Below are 17,797 nucleotides of genomic sequence, written 5' to 3' on the forward strand. Positions count from 1 at the left end.
CAGTGACTGCGCTTCTATCTCAAACTGTGAGATGGGCGCTGGTGCTGCAATTGAGCAGACACACTACCACAACGGGCGTCCGGGAATAATCCCTCCGGTTCCAATTGTGGTCGTCTCACAGCGTACATTCAGTTGTATCATTCAACCACACCAACGATGAAACCGCACACGCTCCTACACACGCCGACGTTTTGGCGGTCGGCAACCATTATGTGGAATCGGTGTTACGTCGGTAATGGCAGTAATCTGCAAACCAGCAGCCTGCAAAGCGCGAATAGCAGCCTCACGACCGGCGCCAGGTCCTTTAACAAAGACCTCAACCGAGCGCATACCGTTTTCCATTGCCTTCCGAGCAGCATTTTCTGCTGCCACTTGAGCAGCGTAGGGTGTGCTCTTCCGTGATCCCTTAAATCCACTCTGACCAGCACTTGACCAGCAGACGACAGCGCCCTGGGGATCGGTAATAGTTACAATCGTATTGTTGAACGTGCTCTGGATATGGGCCTGACCCCGTGGCACGTTCTTACGCTCACGGCGTTTGCCGCGTTGGCGTGTCGTAGTGGTCGTTTTTCCCTTAGCGGGCATGCCTCACTCCTTATTACAACTACTTCTTTACGGCCTTCTTCTTGATACCGATCGCCTGACCGCGACGGCCACGCCGGGTACGCGCATTGGTACGGGTACGTTGCCCACGCACCGGCATACCACGGCGATGACGGAGCCCACGATAACAGCCGATATCCATCAAGCGCTTAATGTTCAACTGCACCTCACGGCGCAAATCACCTTCAACCCGATACTCGCGGTCAATAATCTCGCGAATACGGCCTATCTCTTCTTCGGTCAGGTCACGCACCCGGCGTTCGGGGTTCACATTCGCTTTACGCAGAATGTCCATGCCGTTTGAGCGACCAATACCATAGATGTAAGTGATCGCAATTTCGATCTTCTTGTTGCGGGGAATATCAACCCCGGCGATACGTGCCATGCCAGTCCTCTTCGCTCCTGATGTACTCGGCCAGCTCCGACAAGGCTGGCGAGAACAGATCGCTTGTCCCTGATAACAGATACTCGTTACCTGTTGTTAGCCTTGCCGCTGTTTATGCTTTGGTGTGCGCGAGCAGATCACCCGAATCACGCCCTTGCGCTTAATCACCTTGCAATATTCGCAGCGCGGCTTTACCGACGCTCGCACTTTCATTTCAGCCTCCTTGCGGCGGCGGACGCCGCCGTGCTGCGTCGCGCCCCCTACTTATATCGATACGTAATCCGCCCCCGGGTCAGGTCATACGGCGACAATTCAACCAGAACCCGGTCACCTTTTAAGATGCGAATGTAATTCATACGCATCTTGCCCGAGATGTGAGCCAGTACTTCGTGCCCGTTATCGAGCTGCACCCGGAACATTGCATTTGGTAATGGTTCCGTGATGGTACCTTCCATCTCGATGACATCTTTCTTTTTTGACATACCCCTCCTAACCTACGGCTGCGCCGGAGCCAGGTATGGACTCAGCGCTTTCAACATTGCCTCTGTCACGAGCGCGATCTCACGTTGGCCATCGATCTCATGGAGAATGCCCTGCCGCTGATAGTATTCGATCAACGGCATCGTTTGGGCAAAATAGACATCCAATCGGTGCTGCGCCGTTTCAATCGAGTCGTCGCTTCGCTGATAGAGTCTGCCGCCGCAGGCGTCACAGACACCCGGTCGGTGTGACGGGAAATAGTAAATGTTGAAAATCGCGCCACAGGTGCGGCACGTCTGCCGACCGGCAATTCGGCGCAGCAGCACATCTTGTGGTACGGCCAGGAAGAGGACGGCATCGATCCGTGAGTTATGAACGGCGAGCGCCTCTTCCAGGGCTCGCGCCTGTTCCCGGGTTCGGGGAAACCCATCGAAGATGACCCCCGCTGCACAATCGGGTTGGCGAATGCGTTCGAGGATCATGCGAATCACGACTTCATCGGGTACCAACTCCCCCCGATCCATATAGGACTTAGCCAGCATCCCCAGTTCCGTTCCTTCGCGCAGCGCGGCACGAAAGAGATCACCACTCGCAACATGGGTCAACCCTGTGCGGTCGGCGAGGGTCTTGGCCTGCGTTCCTTTGCCGGCGCCCGGCGGTCCTAGTAAGATTACATTGGTCATGACTCGGCGCTCGCTCAACTTCAAAACCGTACATGATCGTATGCACGGTAGACCATCTGCCTGTCTCACAAAGACGCTGCCCAACCGGTACGCCGGCGAGCAACAATTCCCATTGTACTACACTTTTTTCGTTTGTGTGCAGCGATCAGCGGCTCAGAAATCCCTCGTAGTCTCGCATGATCAACTGCGCTTCAAGTTGACGCATGGTATCGACAGCCACACCGACCACAATCAAAAGCGCAGTACTCCCCAGACCGATTTGTACACCGGTAATCGACTGCGTGATAAACGGTAGGACAGCGATCAACCCCAGGAAGAGTGCACCTGCCAGAGTGATGCGATTCAGTACTTTCATCAGGTACTCTTCCGTTTTCTTCCCGGGCCGAATACCAGGAATAAAACCACCATTCCGTTGCAGATTTTCTGCCAGGTCCTGTTGCGTAAAGATCACAACAGTGTAGAAGTAGGTAAAGCCAACCGTCAACAGGAAGAGCAGAGTCATATAGACAATACCACCACCCTGACCCGTCGGATTAAAGGTGTTGTAAAAGAAACCAGCAATGGCATTGCCAATTCCTTCAGCACCGGGACGATAGAACCACGATGCCACAATGCCAGGAAAAATGATGATACTTTGTGCAAAGATCAGCGGGATCATCCCGGCAGAGTTCACCTTGAGCGGGATAAAGCTACTCTGACCACCATACACCTTATTGCCGCGAACCCGGCGTGCGTACTGGACACGAATACGACGCTGTCCTTCTTGTACCAGTACAATACCGACGATTGTCAGAAGGGCAATTGCAATAAAGCCGATCAGTCCAAGAATCGTACTGAAATCGCCAGCCTGACTGATCTGGAAGCCTTGAATGATTAATCCTGGCAGACGTGAGACAATCCCACCGAAGATAATGATAGAGATACCGTTACCAATCCCGCGCTCGTTGATTTGTTCGCCGAGCCAGATCAACAGCATTGTACCGGCGACCATCGTGGTCAGCACGGTGAACGTAGGCAGGAAATTTGCGCCCAGGTCAAATGGCGTGCGGAATAACGATAATGCTGGATCGTTGTTCGGATTGATCGACCGTTCGAGTGTCAGCGTCTGGCCATACGCCTGCAAATAAGCAAGTGGGATCGTCAGCCACAACTGATAGCGATTTAGACGCAGGCGTCCCTGCTCACCCTCTTTTTGCAATTCCTTAAGTGCCGGGATCAACGGTTGCAGCAACTGCATAATAATTTGGGCCGTGATATACGGATAGACCCCCATTGCCGCAACCGAAAAATTTTCCAACGCCCCACCGGCAAAGATATTCAGCAACTGTGCCAGTTGATTCGTAGCCAGTGCCTGTCGCAACTGATTGAGCGTCGCCGGATTAACATTTGGTACCGGGATGTGCGCGATCAGGCGAAACAGAAACAACATCCCCAAGGTGAAGAGGATGCGGCGCCGTAGATCTGGCAACTGAATAGCACGAAGTACAGCCTGTAGCATGATAGTACTTCCTGTCAGCGGCGAGAACACGAGGGTTCTCGCCGCTCTGACCAATTACGCTTGAACCTGGCGAGCGTTGCGCATACTGGGATTGGGGCCGCGCGAGCGTGAGTGGCGTTCGACAATCCAAGGGAGATCAATTGCCTTCCCACCGGCAGACTCAATCTTTTGTCGCGCACTTGCCGAGAACTTATGAGCTTTAATTGTCAACGGTTGGTTCAGCTCACCGTCGCCGAGGATCTTGACCGGCATCCGCTTGCGGCGCACCAGACGGCGGGCCAGCAAGGTCTCTGGAGTTACCTCAACCTCGGTTGGCCAATCGGCCAGACTACCAACATTTACCACTTCATATTCGACGCGGAATTTATTAACAAATCCGCGCTTAAAGGGCATACGCTTGACCAGACGGTTCTGACCACCTTCAAAGGTACGATACGGACCAGGTCCACTGCGGGCTTTCTGCCCCATCATACCTTTACCGCCAGTCTTGACTTTCCCTGAACCATGGCCGCGACCGATCCGCTTGCGCTCTCGATGCGCACCTTTAGGGGGACGTAAATCGTGAAGTTTCATGCCTGCACCTCGTCCTCAACCTCCTCCACCTTTACGAGGTGCTGAATCTTAAACAGCATCCCCCGCACCGATGGAGTATCAGGTTTGAGTACACTCTGATTCAACCGGCGCAAGCCGAGCGCGGCCAGCGTTGCTTTCTGGTCACGCGCATAGCCGATTGCGCTCTTCACATAGGTCACGCGCAGCTTTGCCATTATGCTGCCTCCGTTTCCCGTCGTCTCCGGCGCTCCATCAGCTCTTGCGGCGTCATATCACGCCGACGAGCCATTTCCTGGAGCGAGGTCATCTCGCTTAACGCCTTAAAGGTTGCCTTCACCACATTCACCGGGTTATTGCTACCGTAGACTTTAGAGAGCAAGTCTTTAATCCCGGCTGCTTCCACCACCGGACGCACACCGCGACCTGCAATAACGCCGGTACCGGGTGCTGCCGGCCGTAGCATCACCTTAGTTGCAGCAAACTTTGTAGTGACCTCATGGGGAATCGTCGCATGAACAAGGGGCACGCGAATCAGATTCCGTTTTGCGGCCTCAGCTCCCTTGCGAATAGCGTCCGGCACTTCTGCCGCCTTCCCCATGCCAATACCAACGTGGCCTTTGCCATCACCAACGACAACGACCGTGCTGAAGCTAAAACGCCGGCCGCCCTTCACGACCTTTGACACGCGGTTGATCTGGACGACTCGCTCCTCGAGCTCCAGCGTGTCGGGGTTGATACGTTCTCGTTTCACAGTTCCTCCGCTACGCTGCCCTTAGGCAACTAGAAGTTCAGACCAGCTTCGCGGGCCGCCTCGGCCAGCGCCTTCACTCGTCCGTGATACTTATAGCCACCGCGATCGAAGACCACCTTCGTAATCCCAGCCTGTAACGCTCGTTCGGCAATCAGCTTACCAACCAGTGCCGCCTCTTGAGTTTTGGTCAACTCTGGACTGCCGGTCCACCCTTTTTCGTTCGTTGAAGCGGCAACGAGCGTGTGACCAACAGTATCATCAATTACTTGCGCATAAATATGGACGTGGCTCCGAAAGACGTTCAGGCGTGGTCGTTCAGGCGTACCAAAAACCCGCTTTCGGATGCGACGATGCCGGCGAAGCCGGAGTTCACGTGGTGTTCGCTGTCCCATACGATCCTCAAATACTGTCGCGATAGAGATTGTATCCCCTACCGCTCGCTAGGGGTGCAGGCTACGGCATAGCAGCCGCAGCCCAACCAACTATTTCGCCTTACCAGCCTTACCAGCCTTGCGGCGGATCTTCTCTTCAACGTACTTAATGCCCTTACCCTTATACGGCTCAGGCGGACGCAGACTACGAATTCGGGCTGCCTCTTCGCCGACCTGTTGTTTATCGATACCAACGATCGTCAGCGACAACGGATCGTTTGCCGACTTACGTTCACCGACAATGTAGCTAATGTTCGGTGGCGGCTCGATACGTACCGGGTGTGAAAAACCCAGATTGAGCACGAGCGTTTTTCCTTCGAGCTGAGCACGATACCCAACGCCGTTGATTTCGAGCGCTCGTTGCCAGCCCTGGGTAACCCCAACCACCATATTGTAGATCAGGGTACGGGTCAAACCGTGCAAAGCGCGATGCAACTTCCCATCAGAAGGACGCTGAACGGTAATGACATCGCCTTCCTGACGAATAATCATATCAGGATGCAATCTCTGGCTTAGCGTCCCCTTGGGGCCTTTTACCGTCACGAGATTCTGCTCGCCGATGGTAATCTGAACCCCCTTTGGCACGGTAATTGGTCGTTTTCCGATTCGCGACATGATACTCCTCCGTGCGCGTTACCAAACGTAGCAGAGTACCTCGCCGCCGACACGCTCGCGCCAAGCCTCGTGATCGGCAAGCACACCCTTCGGCGTCGAAAGAATGCTCAGCCCGAGACCACCGCGCACTCGTGGAATGTCAGCGCGCTTGGTATAAATTCGCAGCCCCGGCTTACTGACCCGTCGCAAGCCGGTGATAGCCGGCCGACGATCAGGCATATACTTCAGCGTAATCGAGATGGTCTTGTACGGCTTGCCATCATCGATTACAGTGTAATCCCGAATAAATCCTTCACGTTTCAGAATATCGGCAATCGCGATCTTCATCTTCGATGCCGGAATTGTTACAGTTGTATGGCGGGCCATACACGCATTACGAATGCGTGTCAGCATATCGCCGATAGGATCATTGACACTCACGGTATGCCTCCTCAACGATCGCGGGCGTCAGCATCACTCGCTTGCCGCACAGCACTCACCAACTTGCCTTTACGACGCCCGGAATGAGGCCCTTTAATGCATGTTCGCGGAAGCAAATGCGGCACATCCCGAACTTACGAATATACGCTCGTGAGCGACCGCAGATTTTACAGCGGTTGTACGCACGAACTTTGAATTTCGGCGGCCGCTGGGCCCTTACAATCCACGACTTCTTAGCCAAAGGATTACCTCCTCAAAATGCGTTGAACCAGTCAGCGTCCTGCGCTCTTAGTTCAAACTAATCACGAAATGGCATGCCGAGACGTTTCAGCAAGGAATAAGCCTGCTCATCATTCGGCGCACTGGTGACAATTGCCACCTCTAAACCACGAATCTTGTCGATCTTATCGTAATCAATGTCTGGGAAGACAATCTGCTCACGCAATCCCAGACTGTAATTGCCGCGCCCATCGAACGAGCTGCGGCTCACACCACGAAAATCACGGATGCGCGGCAGCGCCAGCGAGCAGAGCCGATCTAAAAAGTCGTACATGCGGTCACCGCGCAGGGTTACCATCACCCCAATAGGCATCCCGGCACGCAGCTTAAACGATGCTACAGACTTCTTGGCCCGTGTCACGACCGGCTTCTGCCCGGTGATGGTAGCAACGTCATTTACCGCAGCCTCGATAGCCTTCGCATTCTGAACCGCCTCGCCGACACCAACATTTACCACAATTTTGACGAGACGTGGCACCTGCATGATGGACTTGAACTTAAACTCCTCCATCAAGGCAGGGACAACCTCTTTTTGATACTTTTCACGTAATCGAACGGTCATAGCGTTTTCTCCAGGGGCTTGGCAGCAGACATCTCTTGTGCCGGCCCTGTGAACAGACTACTTATCGATAATGGCGTCACATGCCTTACAATAGCGCACCTTGCGCGGACGGCCTTTATGATCGGTTTCTTCCAGGAAGCGCTTACCGGTACGTGACGCCCGACCGCAGCTCGGACAGATCAGCATCACATTCGATGCATGAAGTGGCGCTTCCATCTCGATAATACCGCCAGGGCGACCAGGGCCACGCGGCTTCTGGTGCCGCTTGACGATATTAATCCCTTCGACAACAACACGGTTCTCTGCCGGCAAGGCGCGTTTAATCTTGCCACGACGCCCCTTATCTTTGCCGGCAATAACCAACACCTCGTCACCAGTTTTCACATGCATCACAGCACCTCCGGGGCGAGCGACACGATCCGCATAAACTGCTTCTCGCGCAACTCACGGGCCACCGGGCCAAAGATGCGCGTGCCGCGTGGGTTGTTCTCTTTCCCAATCAGCACCGCCGCATTGTCATCAAAGCGGATGTGCGATCCGTCAGGTCGGCCGTATTCCTTTGCCGTGCGGATGATTACCGCCTTGACAACATCACCCTTCTTCACCTGACCACCGGGTGTAGCAACCTTTACCGAGGCAACAATGATGTCGCCAACTCGACCGTAGCGCACCCGTGAACCTCCGAGGACCCGGATGCACATGATCTCTTTCGCCCCGGTATTATCGGCAACCTTCAGCCGTGTCTGAGGCTGGATCATGGCTACTCCTCCTCGCCACGTTTCACAATTTCCACGACCCGCCAGCGCTTTGTGCGGCTGAGCGGACGGGTCTCTTCGATCCGCACCGTATCACCCACTTTGCACTCATTATGTTCATCGTGGGCGTGAAATTTCTTCGTTCGTCGAATAATCTTACGGTAAAGGGGATGCGGCTTGAGATAATCTACCGCGACCACCACCGTCTTATCCATTTTATCGCTAACGACGCGACCCACCTTTGTCGTTTTGCGCTTTTGCTCTGCAGTCATCATGCTCTGCTCCATCTCTGATTAGCCGAGCTCAGCCTGCGCCAACTCACGTTCACGCAGGATGGTTAAGATGCGCGCTATCTCTTTTTTGACCTGCCGTGGTCGGGCCGTATTGGTCAACTTTCCAGTTGCTTTCTGGAAGCGCAGATTAAACAACTCAACCTTATATTCAGCCAATTTCTCGCGCAACTGTGCATCATCGAGGGCGCGCAGTTCACTCGCTTTCACTGCTCACCTCCCCAGTTGCTGCCATCGTACCCTGCTCTTCCCGATCGATAATTTTGCACTTGATCGGTAACTTCTGCGCGGCACGACGCAGGGCTTCCTGAGCTACATCTTCGCGAACGCCGGCCAGTTCAAACATGACACGGCCGGGTTTCACAACGGCAACCCAGTGATCGACAGAACCCTTACCACCACCCATACGGGTTTCGGCCGGTTTGCGGGTGATCGGTTTATCTGGAAAAATACGAATCCAGACCTTTCCACCACGCTTGACGTAGTTGGTAATTGCACGACGGGCAGCTTCAATCTGACGGCTGGAGATCCAGCTCGGTTCGAGTGCCATCAGGCCATATTCACCGAACACGACATTGTTGCCGCGATACGAGAGGCCATGGCTGCGCCCTTTCTGCATTTTGCGGTACTTCGTGCGCTTAGGCAGAAGCATTGCTATTCCTCCTCGGCTGACGTTCACGCCGTTCGGGCGCGGGCGTAGGTGTAGGCGCGGCTGCTGCCTGCTCGACCGGTGCCTTGGCAGCCTGGTTGGGGAAGACGTCTCCCTTGTAAATCCAGACCTTCACGCCAATCCGACCGTAGGTGGTATGGGCGTGTACCTGGGCATAATCGATATCGGCCCGCAGCGTATGGCGCGGCACACGACCCTCGGCCTCTTCGTGAACGCGCGCCATCTCGGCTCCACCGAGGCGACCTGAACAACGCACTTTCACTCCCAAGGCCCCGAGTCGCATTGCGCGCTGCACAGCCTGCTTCATTGCACGCTTGTAGCTCACGCGCCTGGTAATCTGTTCACCAATGCTCTCAGCAACCAACTGAGCATCAAGTTCCGGTTGATGGATCTCCTTGATATTGAGCTTGATCTTCTTCCCGGTCTTGCGCTCCAATGCACTCTTCAACGTGTCAACATTCGTGCCGCGTTTCCCGATCACAATACCGGGCTTAGCTGTGTACACCGAGATCTCGATCTTGTTTGCTGAACGCTCGATCTCGATCCGCGACACGCCAGCGCTTTGCAATTCCTTACTAATTAGCTTCCGCAGCTCGATGTCTTCGTGGAGCTGGCGAGTATATTCCTCGCCTTCAGCGAACCACTTCGACTGCCAGTCCTTGATGTAACCGAGCCGAAAGCCAATCGGATGTACTTTGCGCCCCAAGCGAGCCTCCCTCTACTAGTACTCCGACCTATCAGCAACTACCACGGTGATATGGGTAGTTGGTTTGCGGATGCGATTCGCCATCCCGCGTGCACGCGGCATAAACCGCTTCAAGACCGGGCCTTGATCGGCATAGATTGCCTTGATATACAGCGATTCGCGATCCATTTGAAAGTTGTGCTCTGCGTTTGCAGCGGCCGACTTGATCGTGCGGGCGACTTCTCGGGCTGCCTTCTGCGGCATATACCGAAGCGTTGCCAGCGCACGGTCTACATCCATACCGCGCACCACATCCATCACGAGGCGAACCTTCAATGGCGAGATTCGCACATAGCGGGTAACTGCTTTTGCTTCCATTGTTTTTTCTCGTATCGCTACCCGACGCATCACCACAAGCGTGCCATTGTACCACGTTTTTGGGAAGATGCAATCAGGTCTAACAGCGGGAGCTACTTGACTTTCCCGCGCTTATCGGCTTTTTTGCCACCGTGGCCGCGAAAGAAGCGGGTAGGTGCGAACTCTCCCAGCTTGTGACCGACCATGTTTTCGGTGATGTAAACAGGCACATGGCGGCGGCCATCGTGGACTGCAATGGTGTGACCAATCATCTGCGGGAAGATGGTCGAGTCGCGCGACCAGGTTCGGATAACCCGCTTCTCATTGGCCTTGTTCATAGCCTCAATTTTCTCGAGCAACTTAATATCGACGTATGGCCCCTTCTTTGACGAGCGGGACATAGTTCCTCCTCACAGGCACGTCGGGCGACAACAGTGGCCGCCCGACACAGGGCAATGTTACTTACGCCGGCGAACAATGAAGCGATCAAAGCGCGGATTATGACGAGTCTTAACGCCACGTGCCGGCTTACCCCACTTCGTCTTTGGCGTACTCATACCGCGTGGTGCACGGCCCTCGCCACCACCATGGGGATGGTCACGCGGGTTCATCGCAGCGCCACGCACGCGCGGACGGCGGCCGAGCCAGCGTGAGCGGCCAGCTTTGCCGAGTCGGATATTCTGGTGATCAACGTTCCCAACCTGGCCAATGGTAGCCATACAGCGCAGATGGATAAGGCGCATTTCACCAGAGGGCATACGAACCGTAGCGTAGTTACCCTCTTTGGCCATCAATTGAGCGGCGGTACCAGCCGAACGTACCAGCACGCCACCGCGCCCAATCTCAAGTTCGATGTTGTGAATCTGAGTACCGAGCGGAATCGCACTGAGCGGCAGTGCATTACCTACGCGGATTTCGGCATCTGGACCGCTCATAACGGTATCGCCGACTTTCAGGCCAAGCGGAGCGATAATGTAGCGCTTCTCACCATCGGCGTAAGCCAGCAATGCGATCCGCGCAGTACGGTTTGGATCGTACTCAATCGCCTGAACCTTCGCCGGGATACCAAACTTATTGCGCTTAAAGTCAATAATTCGGTAAAAGCGCTTGTGACCGCCACCACGATGACGCACCGTGATTCGGCCCTGATTATTCCGGCCAGCTTTCTTGCGTAGCGGCTCAATCAAGCGCGGCTCAGGCCGCTTTTTTGTAATTTCCTCGAAGGTCGAAACCGACATATTGCGGCGACCGGCCGAGGTTGGTTTGTAGATACGAACTCCCATCGTCTTGCTCCCTCCATCGGCAACGACTCTTCAGTGCGAATCGTCGCCGGTCACTACTTTCATTGCAGTAGTGACCTATGATCCGAAGATCTCGATCCGATCGCCTTCAGCAAGGGTCACAATGGCCTTCTTCCAATCGCGGGTATAACCGACCGAACGGCCACGGCGGCGCAGCTTCCCGCGCACATTCATCGTATGCACCTTTGTCACCCGCACGTTGAAGATTGTCTCGACCGCATGCTTAATCTGCGGCTTTGTTGCCTCACGATGAACCTCAAACGTATATTTATTGAGTTCCATGAGGCTGGTGTTCTTCTCGGTAATCAGCGGGCGGATCAAAATATCATACGGCGTCAGCATGGTTACTCCTCCTGCGCCGGCGCTGCTGTGCGAGAACGCTCGCCAAGGTAGCTTTCCACCACCTCAACGGCTGCCTTCGGCATCACAATATGATCATAAACCAGAAGATCGCGCACATTGAGGTAATGGGCCAGCAACGTTTTTACTTGGGGTAAATTGTTAGCCGAGCGGCGCAGATTCTCATTCGCCGGACTCTTGCTATCGATCACGACTAGTGTCTTCTTATCAGCGAGGCCGTGGGCCTTCAGAAAAGCGACAAAATCCTTCGTCCGCGGCTGGGGGAACGTCAGCTCATCGACAAAGCGAATCTGATCGGCGGCGAATTTTGCCGACAAAGCTGAGCGGACACCGAGCCGACGCATCTTCCGTGGCATTGAGACACGATACGAACGCGGATGCGGGCCATGAGCCACGCCACCACCTTTGTGGTGTGGGGCGCGGATCGAACCCTGACGGGCACGTCCAGTCCCCTTTTGCCGATAGAGCTTGCGGGTCGAACCCTTTACCTCACCGCGCCCGCGTGTATTATGCGTGCCGAGGCGGGCGTTGGCCTGCTGCATCACAACATATTGATGCATGACCGGTACGTTCGGCTCAATGCCAAAGATGTAATCACTCACTTCAATGGCGCCCACCTGTTCGCCGGCCTGATTATAGAGCGTTGCCTGCATCGTTTTACTCCTCTAGCCCTTCACCGCTTTGCGGATCTGAAGCAGGCCATTGCGGGCGCCAGGAACGGAGCCCTTTACCAGTAGCAAATTCTGTTCGGGAAGCACCTCAACCACCTCCAGATTCTGGATGGTAACCCGCGTGCCACCCATTCGACCAGCCATGCGCTGACCCTTCCACACACGACCCGGCGTCGTACCTGCACCAATCGAACCAGGAGCACGATGACGATCACTCTGACCGTGGGTCTTCGGACCACCCCGGAACCCATGTCGCTTCACAACACCGGCAAAGCCGCGCCCCTTTGAGGTACCAGAGATGTCAACTTTTTGACCTGGTCGGAACAGCTCAACTGTCACGACTTCACCTGGCTTATGGGCCAGAGGGTCATCGGCGCTGAACTCGCGCAGAATGCGTAACATCTTGCCACCTGAAGCCTTCAGATGCCCTTGCTGAGGCTTAGTCAGCTTGCGTGACTCGACCTCTTCGTAACCGAGCTGTACCGCACTGTAGCCATCACGCTCAGGGGTGCGGATTTGCGTGACGATGCAAGGACCAGCGGCAATGACTGTCACTGGAATGGCCATGCCTTCCTTGGTGAAGTATTGCATCATCCCGATTTTACGACCTAACAATCCGTGAATCATGGATACACCTCCGCAGCATGCGTCTTCGCGCAGCGGCTGCCTTTTTAGCGCACATCACTCCTTTTGACCAAGGGTGAAGTTGTCGATAGAGTGGTGTCGCGCATCATTTTCTTCTACAACTTAATTTCAATATCGACACCAGCCGGCAGATTGAGCTTCATCAGCGCGTTGATTGTCTGCTGGCTTGGATCGAGTACATCGATGAGCCGCTTATGGGTCCGAATCTCAAACTGCTCTTGCGAGTCCTTATCAATAAAACCCGAGCGTATTACGCTGTAACGCTCGATTTTTGTCGGGAGCGGAACGGGACCAGCAACAAGGGCACCTGTCCGTTCAGCAGCCTCGACAATCTGACGCGCAGATTGATCGAGGATCTTATGATCATACGCCTTTAGGCGAATTCGAACCTTTTGCTTAGCCATCTTTATTCTCCAATCAACAGGGACGTGGCATACACCCACGCCCCCGCCATCGGTTTCCTATCTACTAATCAAGAATCTTGGTTACGACACCGGCACCGACGGTGCGACCACCCTCGCGGATGGCGAAGCGCAATCCCTCTTCAATCGCCACCGGCACGATCAGATCGATGGTCATCACCACGTTGTCGCCTGGCATCACCATCTCCATCCCCGCCGGTAAGCTAATCGCCCCCGTCACGTCGGTCGTCCGAATGTAGAACTGCGGCCGGTAGCCCGAGAAGAACGGCGTGTGCCGTCCACCCTCTTCCTTCTTCAACACGTACACCTGCGCCTCAAACTTCTTGTGCGGCTTGATGCTCCCAGGCGCGCACAACACCTGCCCGCGCTCAACCTCGTTGCGCTCAATCCCCCGCAACAGACAGCCGACGTTGTCGCCAGCAATCCCTTCGTCGAGCGTCTTCTGGAACATCTCCACCCCGGTCACTACCGTCCGGCGCGGCGCTTCCTCGGTCATGCCCACAATCTCGACCGTATCGCCGACCTTCACCTTCCCGCGCTCGATCCGCCCGGTCACCACCGTTCCGCGTCCCTTGATCCCGAACACGTCTTCAATCGGCATCAAGAACGGCTGGTCAATCGCCCGCTGCGGCGTGGGGATGTACTCATCCACCGCCTTCATCAGCTCTAGGATACAAGCGTACTCCGGCGCGTTGATGTCCTGGCTTGGGCTTTCTAGCGCATTGCGGGCACTCCCGCGCACAATCGGGATCTCATCGCCCGGGAACCCGTACTTGCTGAGCAGCTCGCGCAACTCCAGCTCGACCAGCTCCAGCAGCTCGGGGTCGTCCATCATATCGACCTTGTTGAGGAACACCACGATGGCCGGTACCTGCACCTGGCGGGCGAGCAGGATGTGCTCGCGGGTTTGGGGCATCGGGCCATCGGGCGCGCTCACTACCAGGATGGCGCCGTCCATCTGCGCTGCGCCGGTAATCATATTCTTGATATAGTCGGCGTGACCAGGACAGTCCACGTGCGCGTAGTGGCGTTTCTCGGTCTGATACTCGACGTGGCGAATGGCGATGGTAATGCCACGGGCACGCTCTTCGGGTGCGTTGTCAATCTGGTCGTAGGCCATAAACTGGGCCGCGCCCTTGAGTGACAGCACCTTGGTGATTGCAGCGGTCAACGTCGTCTTACCGTGGTCTACGTGACCGATGGTGCCGACATTGACGTGCGGTTTCGTCCGCTCGAATTTTTGTTTGGCCATTGTGTTGTACCTCCGCGTTTATGCGCGATCTTCACTATACTATTCTCTATCAGCCAGAAATGGCTATTTCCCGATCAGACCAGGCAGCGTAGATAGCTGTTGGCAGTAGACGCCGGGTTGTGCGTTCCGGAATTGCCAGCTCACCCGCACTCAGATAGCCATCAAACGAAGCCATCGTTTCTGCGAGGAGATTACCGATGGTCAACGCCGAAATTGTGGTTGCGTAGGCACATACTAACACTCCCAGCGGTTGCCTATTCAACAGGCGCGCACATTGAGCCAGCAATTGTGGTAGTTGTTCGTGCAAGCGCCAGATTTCACCGTTAGGACCTCGCCCAAATACCGGTGGGTCGAGTAAAATCAGATCATAACGATTACCACGTCGCAGCTCACGCGCTACAAACTTCCCGACATCATCGATCAGCCATCGGATCGGACGATCTGCCAGATCAGCTAAAACCTGGTTTTCCTGTGCCCAACGCACAGCAGGCTTAGAAGCATCGACGTGCGTCACATGGGCACCGTAGCGAGCCAGATGTAAACTACTCAACCCGGTGTAGCCAAATAAGACCAAGGCGCGTGGTTGCGAGCGACGTTGCACCTGACTGGCCAGCCAATTCCAATGTGCGCTATGCTCCGGGAAAACACCGGTATGACGAAACGGTGTCAGACGTACCCAGCAACGCACCCCATGGGCATTCATTGACCAACGTTCAGGCAAAGGTTGACGTTGATACCACTCACCCGGCCCCTCTTCACCACGAATGCGACGAAAGGTAGCATCAGCTCGTTGCCACTCAGACTCCGGCAGATGCGGCGTCCAGATCGCCTGCGTTTCCGGTCGAGCCAACAGGTAGGGACCAAATCGTTCCAACTTCGCCCCGTGACCCGAGTCGATTAACTCATAATCAGCCCAAGGCGGTGGCGTCAACAGGCGTAGCTCCATCGTCGCAGTGAAGGAACGAGCGCTCGCCGCGTTCGTCCCACTCTCTCCTTGCTAATTCGTACTACGCTTCTCGATAATTTCCTTCGCCAGCGCTTCGGGCAACGGCTCGTAATGATCAAATTCCATCGACGACGTAGCACGACCCTGCGTTGCCGAGCGAAGGTCGGTCATGTAACCGAACATATTTGCCAGCGGTACATAGGCGCGTACCACCTGCGCATTCCCACGAGCTTCCATACCCTCGATGCGACCGCGGCGTGAGTTGAAATCACCAATCACCGTACCAAGGAACTCTTCTGGAGTAACCGTCTCGACCTTCATAATCGGTTCGAGCAGTTGTGGCTTACCACGGCGAACGGCATCTTTGAGACACATCGAGGCCGCAATCTTAAAGGCCATTTCCGACGAGTCAACTTCGTGGTATGAACCGTCGTACAACGTTGCCTTAATATCAACCACCGGGTAACCGGCGATAACACCGGTCTGCATCGCCTCGCGCAAGCCCTGTTCAACGGCAGGAATGTACTCTTTCGGGATCACGCCACCGACGATAGCATTGACAAACTCAAACCCACTACCAGGCGGCAAGGGTTCAAACCTGATTTTCACATGACCGTACTGACCCTTACCACCGGTCTGGCGTACGAAGCGAGTCTCTTGATCAACTGGGATGGTAATGGTTTCGCGGTACGAAACCTGGGGCTTGCCCTGATTGGCCTCAACCTTATACTCACGGCGCATACGGTCAAGGATCACCTCAAGGTGCAGCTCACCCATCCCTTTGATAATAGTCTGGCCGGTCTCAGGATCGGTATACACGCGGAAGGTAGGATCCTCTTCGGCAAGGCGGCTAAGCGCAATCGACATCTTGTCCTGGTCAGCCTTGGTCTTTGGCTCAACTGCCAACTCGATCACCGGCTCTGGGAAGCGAATGCTTTCAAGCACGATAGGATGATCGGGATCGCAAATCGTATCGCCGGTATACGAGTTCTTAGGGCCCACCATAGCGGCAATTTCGCCCGTGTATACCTCTTCAATATCTTCACGATGATTGGCGTGCATGCGCAGGAGACGGCCAAGGCGTTCACGCTGGTTTCGCGTTGAATTCAGCACGTAAGAACCCTTCGTAATCTTACCGGCGTAAACGCGGAAGTAAGCCAGCTTACCGACATAGGGATCGGCGACAATCTTGAAGACCAGAGCCGTAAACGGCGCATCATCGCTCACTGGGCGGGTGATAACCTCTACGCCTTCATCACCCATTACCTGACCGGGCAACGTACCGGTAATTGCCGGCCGGTCGAGAGGCGACGGCAAGAATTCCACAATCGCATCGAGCAGCTTTTGGACACCCTTGTTACGCAAAGCAGCGCCACAAAGTACTGGTACCAACTTCCGTTCGATCGTTGCCTTGCGCAACCCCCGCTTCAGCTCTTCGACGGTCAATTCTTGCCCTTCGAGATAGAGCAGAGTCAACTCATCGTCGGTCTCAGCGATCATCTCAACCAATTCATTGCGAGCTTTCTCGGCAGCGGGGAGCAACTCTGGCGGAATCTCCTCTTCGCGAATATCCTTACCCAGCTCATCGTAATAAATTGTTGCCTTCATCTTGAAGAGGTCGATCGTTCCGCGGAACGTATCTTCGACCCCGATGGGCAACTGAATAATCGCCGGTTTGGCGCCGAGGCGATCTTTAATCATCTGCACGCAGCGCTCGAAGCTCGCGCCGACGCGATCCATCTTGTTTACAAAACAGATACGCGGCACGTTGTACTTATCAGCCTGTCGCCAAACGGTCTCAGACTGAGGTTCAACACCAGCCACGCCGTCGAACACGACGACGCCGCCATCGAGCACGCGCAATGAGCGTTCCACCTCTACGGTAAAGTCGACGTGACCGGGAGTATCAATGATATTAATCCGATACTCTACGCCGTCCAGGCGCCAGGAAGCAGTCGTGGCAGCAGCAGTAATCGTAATACCGCGCTCTTGCTCCTGCGGCATCCAGTCCATTGTCGCGGTTCCTTCATGAACCTCGCCGATCTTATACGTGCGGCCTGTGTAAAACAGAATCCGCTCGGTCGTCGTGGTTTTACCCGCGTCAATATGGGCGATAATGCCGATATTGCGTACCTTGTCGAGTTCGATCTGACGTGGCATACCCGTCACACACTCCTAACGTGA

Annotated in this window: 30 protein-coding genes; all 30 read right to left on the minus strand. The window is 55.1% G+C overall.

Annotated elements, in window-relative coordinates:
• Window positions 1–174: 174 nt before the first annotated feature.
• Entirely contained in the window at window positions 175–585 is a 411-nt protein-coding gene (gene rpsK, locus QTO31_RS02000) for a 30S ribosomal protein S11 (protein WP_028457696.1), read from the minus strand.
• Between the two features lie 19 nt (window positions 586–604).
• Entirely contained in the window at window positions 605–988 is a 384-nt protein-coding gene (rpsM, locus tag QTO31_RS02005; protein WP_031458239.1) for a 30S ribosomal protein S13, read from the minus strand.
• A gap of 96 nt (window positions 989–1,084) precedes the next feature.
• A complete protein-coding gene (gene rpmJ, locus QTO31_RS02010; protein WP_012258254.1) occupies window positions 1,085–1,201 on the minus strand; it encodes a 50S ribosomal protein L36 in 117 nt (38 codons plus the stop codon).
• Between the two features lie 47 nt (window positions 1,202–1,248).
• Window positions 1,249–1,470: a translation initiation factor IF-1 gene (gene infA, locus QTO31_RS02015; protein ID WP_012258253.1), complete on the minus strand. Its 222-nt coding sequence runs from the start codon at window positions 1,468–1,470 to the stop codon at window positions 1,249–1,251.
• Between the two features lie 12 nt (window positions 1,471–1,482).
• Window positions 1,483–2,151: an adenylate kinase gene (locus QTO31_RS02020; protein ID WP_031458238.1), complete on the minus strand. Its 669-nt coding sequence runs from the start codon at window positions 2,149–2,151 to the stop codon at window positions 1,483–1,485.
• A 145-nt stretch (window positions 2,152–2,296) separates the two neighbouring features.
• Window positions 2,297–3,649 carry a preprotein translocase subunit SecY gene (gene secY, locus QTO31_RS02025; protein WP_301427936.1) on the minus strand — a complete coding sequence of 451 codons (1,353 nt, stop codon included), beginning with the start codon at window positions 3,647–3,649 and terminating at the stop codon, window positions 2,297–2,299.
• A 54-nt stretch (window positions 3,650–3,703) separates the two neighbouring features.
• The gene (rplO, locus tag QTO31_RS02030) at window positions 3,704–4,222 is read right to left on the minus strand and encodes a 50S ribosomal protein L15 (RefSeq protein WP_301427937.1); all 519 of its coding nucleotides are present in this window, start codon (window positions 4,220–4,222) and stop codon (window positions 3,704–3,706) included.
• On the minus strand, window positions 4,219–4,416 hold the full coding sequence (gene rpmD / locus QTO31_RS02035) for a 50S ribosomal protein L30 (RefSeq protein WP_031458235.1): 198 nt from the start codon (window positions 4,414–4,416) through the stop codon (window positions 4,219–4,221). The genes rplO and rpmD overlap by 4 nt, the downstream gene beginning before the upstream one ends.
• Window positions 4,416–4,952 (minus strand): 30S ribosomal protein S5, encoded by a 537-nt coding sequence (rpsE, locus tag QTO31_RS02040; protein WP_028457702.1) that lies wholly within the window; start codon window positions 4,950–4,952, stop codon window positions 4,416–4,418. The genes rpmD and rpsE overlap by 1 nt, the downstream gene beginning before the upstream one ends.
• 29 nt (window positions 4,953–4,981) lie before the next feature.
• Entirely contained in the window at window positions 4,982–5,344 is a 363-nt protein-coding gene (gene rplR, locus QTO31_RS02045) for a 50S ribosomal protein L18 (protein WP_031458234.1), read from the minus strand.
• 90 nt (window positions 5,345–5,434) lie between these two features.
• Window positions 5,435–5,998, minus strand: coding sequence for a 50S ribosomal protein L6 (gene rplF / locus QTO31_RS02050; protein ID WP_301427938.1), 564 nt, complete (start codon window positions 5,996–5,998; stop codon window positions 5,435–5,437).
• A gap of 18 nt (window positions 5,999–6,016) precedes the next feature.
• Window positions 6,017–6,418 (minus strand): 30S ribosomal protein S8, encoded by a 402-nt coding sequence (gene rpsH / locus QTO31_RS02055; RefSeq protein ID WP_031458232.1) that lies wholly within the window; start codon window positions 6,416–6,418, stop codon window positions 6,017–6,019.
• 55 nt (window positions 6,419–6,473) lie between these two features.
• The gene (locus QTO31_RS02060) at window positions 6,474–6,659 is read right to left on the minus strand and encodes a type Z 30S ribosomal protein S14 (RefSeq protein WP_081909979.1); all 186 of its coding nucleotides are present in this window, start codon (window positions 6,657–6,659) and stop codon (window positions 6,474–6,476) included.
• Window positions 6,660–6,716: 57 nt separating this feature from the next.
• On the minus strand, window positions 6,717–7,259 hold the full coding sequence (gene rplE, locus QTO31_RS02065; protein WP_028457706.1) for a 50S ribosomal protein L5: 543 nt from the start codon (window positions 7,257–7,259) through the stop codon (window positions 6,717–6,719).
• 57 nt (window positions 7,260–7,316) lie between these two features.
• A complete protein-coding gene (gene rplX / locus QTO31_RS02070) occupies window positions 7,317–7,649 on the minus strand; it encodes a 50S ribosomal protein L24 (protein WP_028457707.1) in 333 nt (110 codons plus the stop codon).
• Entirely contained in the window at window positions 7,649–8,017 is a 369-nt protein-coding gene (gene rplN / locus QTO31_RS02075; RefSeq protein WP_012258241.1) for a 50S ribosomal protein L14, read from the minus strand. Before rplN ends, rplX begins: the two co-directional genes overlap by 1 nt.
• Window positions 8,018–8,019: 2 nt before the next feature.
• On the minus strand, window positions 8,020–8,289 hold the full coding sequence (gene rpsQ, locus QTO31_RS02080; protein WP_028457708.1) for a 30S ribosomal protein S17: 270 nt from the start codon (window positions 8,287–8,289) through the stop codon (window positions 8,020–8,022).
• Window positions 8,290–8,307: 18 nt separating this feature from the next.
• Window positions 8,308–8,514, minus strand: a complete 207-nt coding sequence (gene rpmC / locus QTO31_RS02085; protein ID WP_028457709.1) for a 50S ribosomal protein L29 — start codon at window positions 8,512–8,514, stop codon at window positions 8,308–8,310.
• Window positions 8,501–8,956, minus strand: a complete 456-nt coding sequence (gene rplP, locus QTO31_RS02090) for a 50S ribosomal protein L16 (protein ID WP_301427939.1) — start codon at window positions 8,954–8,956, stop codon at window positions 8,501–8,503. The genes rpmC and rplP overlap by 14 nt, the downstream gene beginning before the upstream one ends.
• On the minus strand, window positions 8,943–9,680 hold the full coding sequence (rpsC, locus tag QTO31_RS02095) for a 30S ribosomal protein S3 (RefSeq protein WP_031458230.1): 738 nt from the start codon (window positions 9,678–9,680) through the stop codon (window positions 8,943–8,945). Before rpsC ends, rplP begins: the two co-directional genes overlap by 14 nt.
• Window positions 9,681–9,695: 15 nt before the next feature.
• Window positions 9,696–10,037 carry a 50S ribosomal protein L22 gene (gene rplV / locus QTO31_RS02100; protein WP_028457712.1) on the minus strand — a complete coding sequence of 114 codons (342 nt, stop codon included), beginning with the start codon at window positions 10,035–10,037 and terminating at the stop codon, window positions 9,696–9,698.
• Window positions 10,038–10,129: 92 nt separating this feature from the next.
• Window positions 10,130–10,417 carry a 30S ribosomal protein S19 gene (rpsS, locus tag QTO31_RS02105; protein WP_031458229.1) on the minus strand — a complete coding sequence of 96 codons (288 nt, stop codon included), beginning with the start codon at window positions 10,415–10,417 and terminating at the stop codon, window positions 10,130–10,132.
• A gap of 57 nt (window positions 10,418–10,474) precedes the next feature.
• Complete coding sequence (gene rplB / locus QTO31_RS02110) at window positions 10,475–11,299, minus strand: 50S ribosomal protein L2 (RefSeq protein ID WP_031458228.1); 825 nt, start codon at window positions 11,297–11,299, stop codon at window positions 10,475–10,477.
• A 75-nt stretch (window positions 11,300–11,374) separates the two neighbouring features.
• Window positions 11,375–11,659: a 50S ribosomal protein L23 gene (gene rplW, locus QTO31_RS02115; protein ID WP_031458227.1), complete on the minus strand. Its 285-nt coding sequence runs from the start codon at window positions 11,657–11,659 to the stop codon at window positions 11,375–11,377.
• A gap of 2 nt (window positions 11,660–11,661) precedes the next feature.
• A complete protein-coding gene (gene rplD / locus QTO31_RS02120) occupies window positions 11,662–12,330 on the minus strand; it encodes a 50S ribosomal protein L4 (RefSeq protein ID WP_301427940.1) in 669 nt (222 codons plus the stop codon).
• Window positions 12,331–12,342: 12 nt separating this feature from the next.
• Window positions 12,343–12,975 carry a 50S ribosomal protein L3 gene (rplC, locus tag QTO31_RS02125; RefSeq protein ID WP_031458225.1) on the minus strand — a complete coding sequence of 211 codons (633 nt, stop codon included), beginning with the start codon at window positions 12,973–12,975 and terminating at the stop codon, window positions 12,343–12,345.
• A gap of 113 nt (window positions 12,976–13,088) precedes the next feature.
• Window positions 13,089–13,397 (minus strand): 30S ribosomal protein S10, encoded by a 309-nt coding sequence (gene rpsJ, locus QTO31_RS02130; protein WP_012258230.1) that lies wholly within the window; start codon window positions 13,395–13,397, stop codon window positions 13,089–13,091.
• A gap of 64 nt (window positions 13,398–13,461) precedes the next feature.
• Window positions 13,462–14,667 (minus strand): elongation factor Tu, encoded by a 1,206-nt coding sequence (tuf, locus tag QTO31_RS02135; protein WP_301427941.1) that lies wholly within the window; start codon window positions 14,665–14,667, stop codon window positions 13,462–13,464.
• Between the two features lie 49 nt (window positions 14,668–14,716).
• Window positions 14,717–15,613: a class I SAM-dependent methyltransferase gene (locus tag QTO31_RS02140; RefSeq protein ID WP_031458223.1), complete on the minus strand. Its 897-nt coding sequence runs from the start codon at window positions 15,611–15,613 to the stop codon at window positions 14,717–14,719.
• A gap of 51 nt (window positions 15,614–15,664) precedes the next feature.
• Window positions 15,665–17,773, minus strand: coding sequence for an elongation factor G (fusA, locus tag QTO31_RS02145; protein ID WP_031458222.1), 2,109 nt, complete (start codon window positions 17,771–17,773; stop codon window positions 15,665–15,667).
• Window positions 17,774–17,797: the final 24 nt, after the last annotated feature.

Origin of the sequence: Chloroflexus sp. MS-CIW-1 (assembly GCF_030444705.1) — a bacterium.
Taxonomy (GTDB): Bacteria; Chloroflexota; Chloroflexia; order Chloroflexales; family Chloroflexaceae; genus Chloroflexus.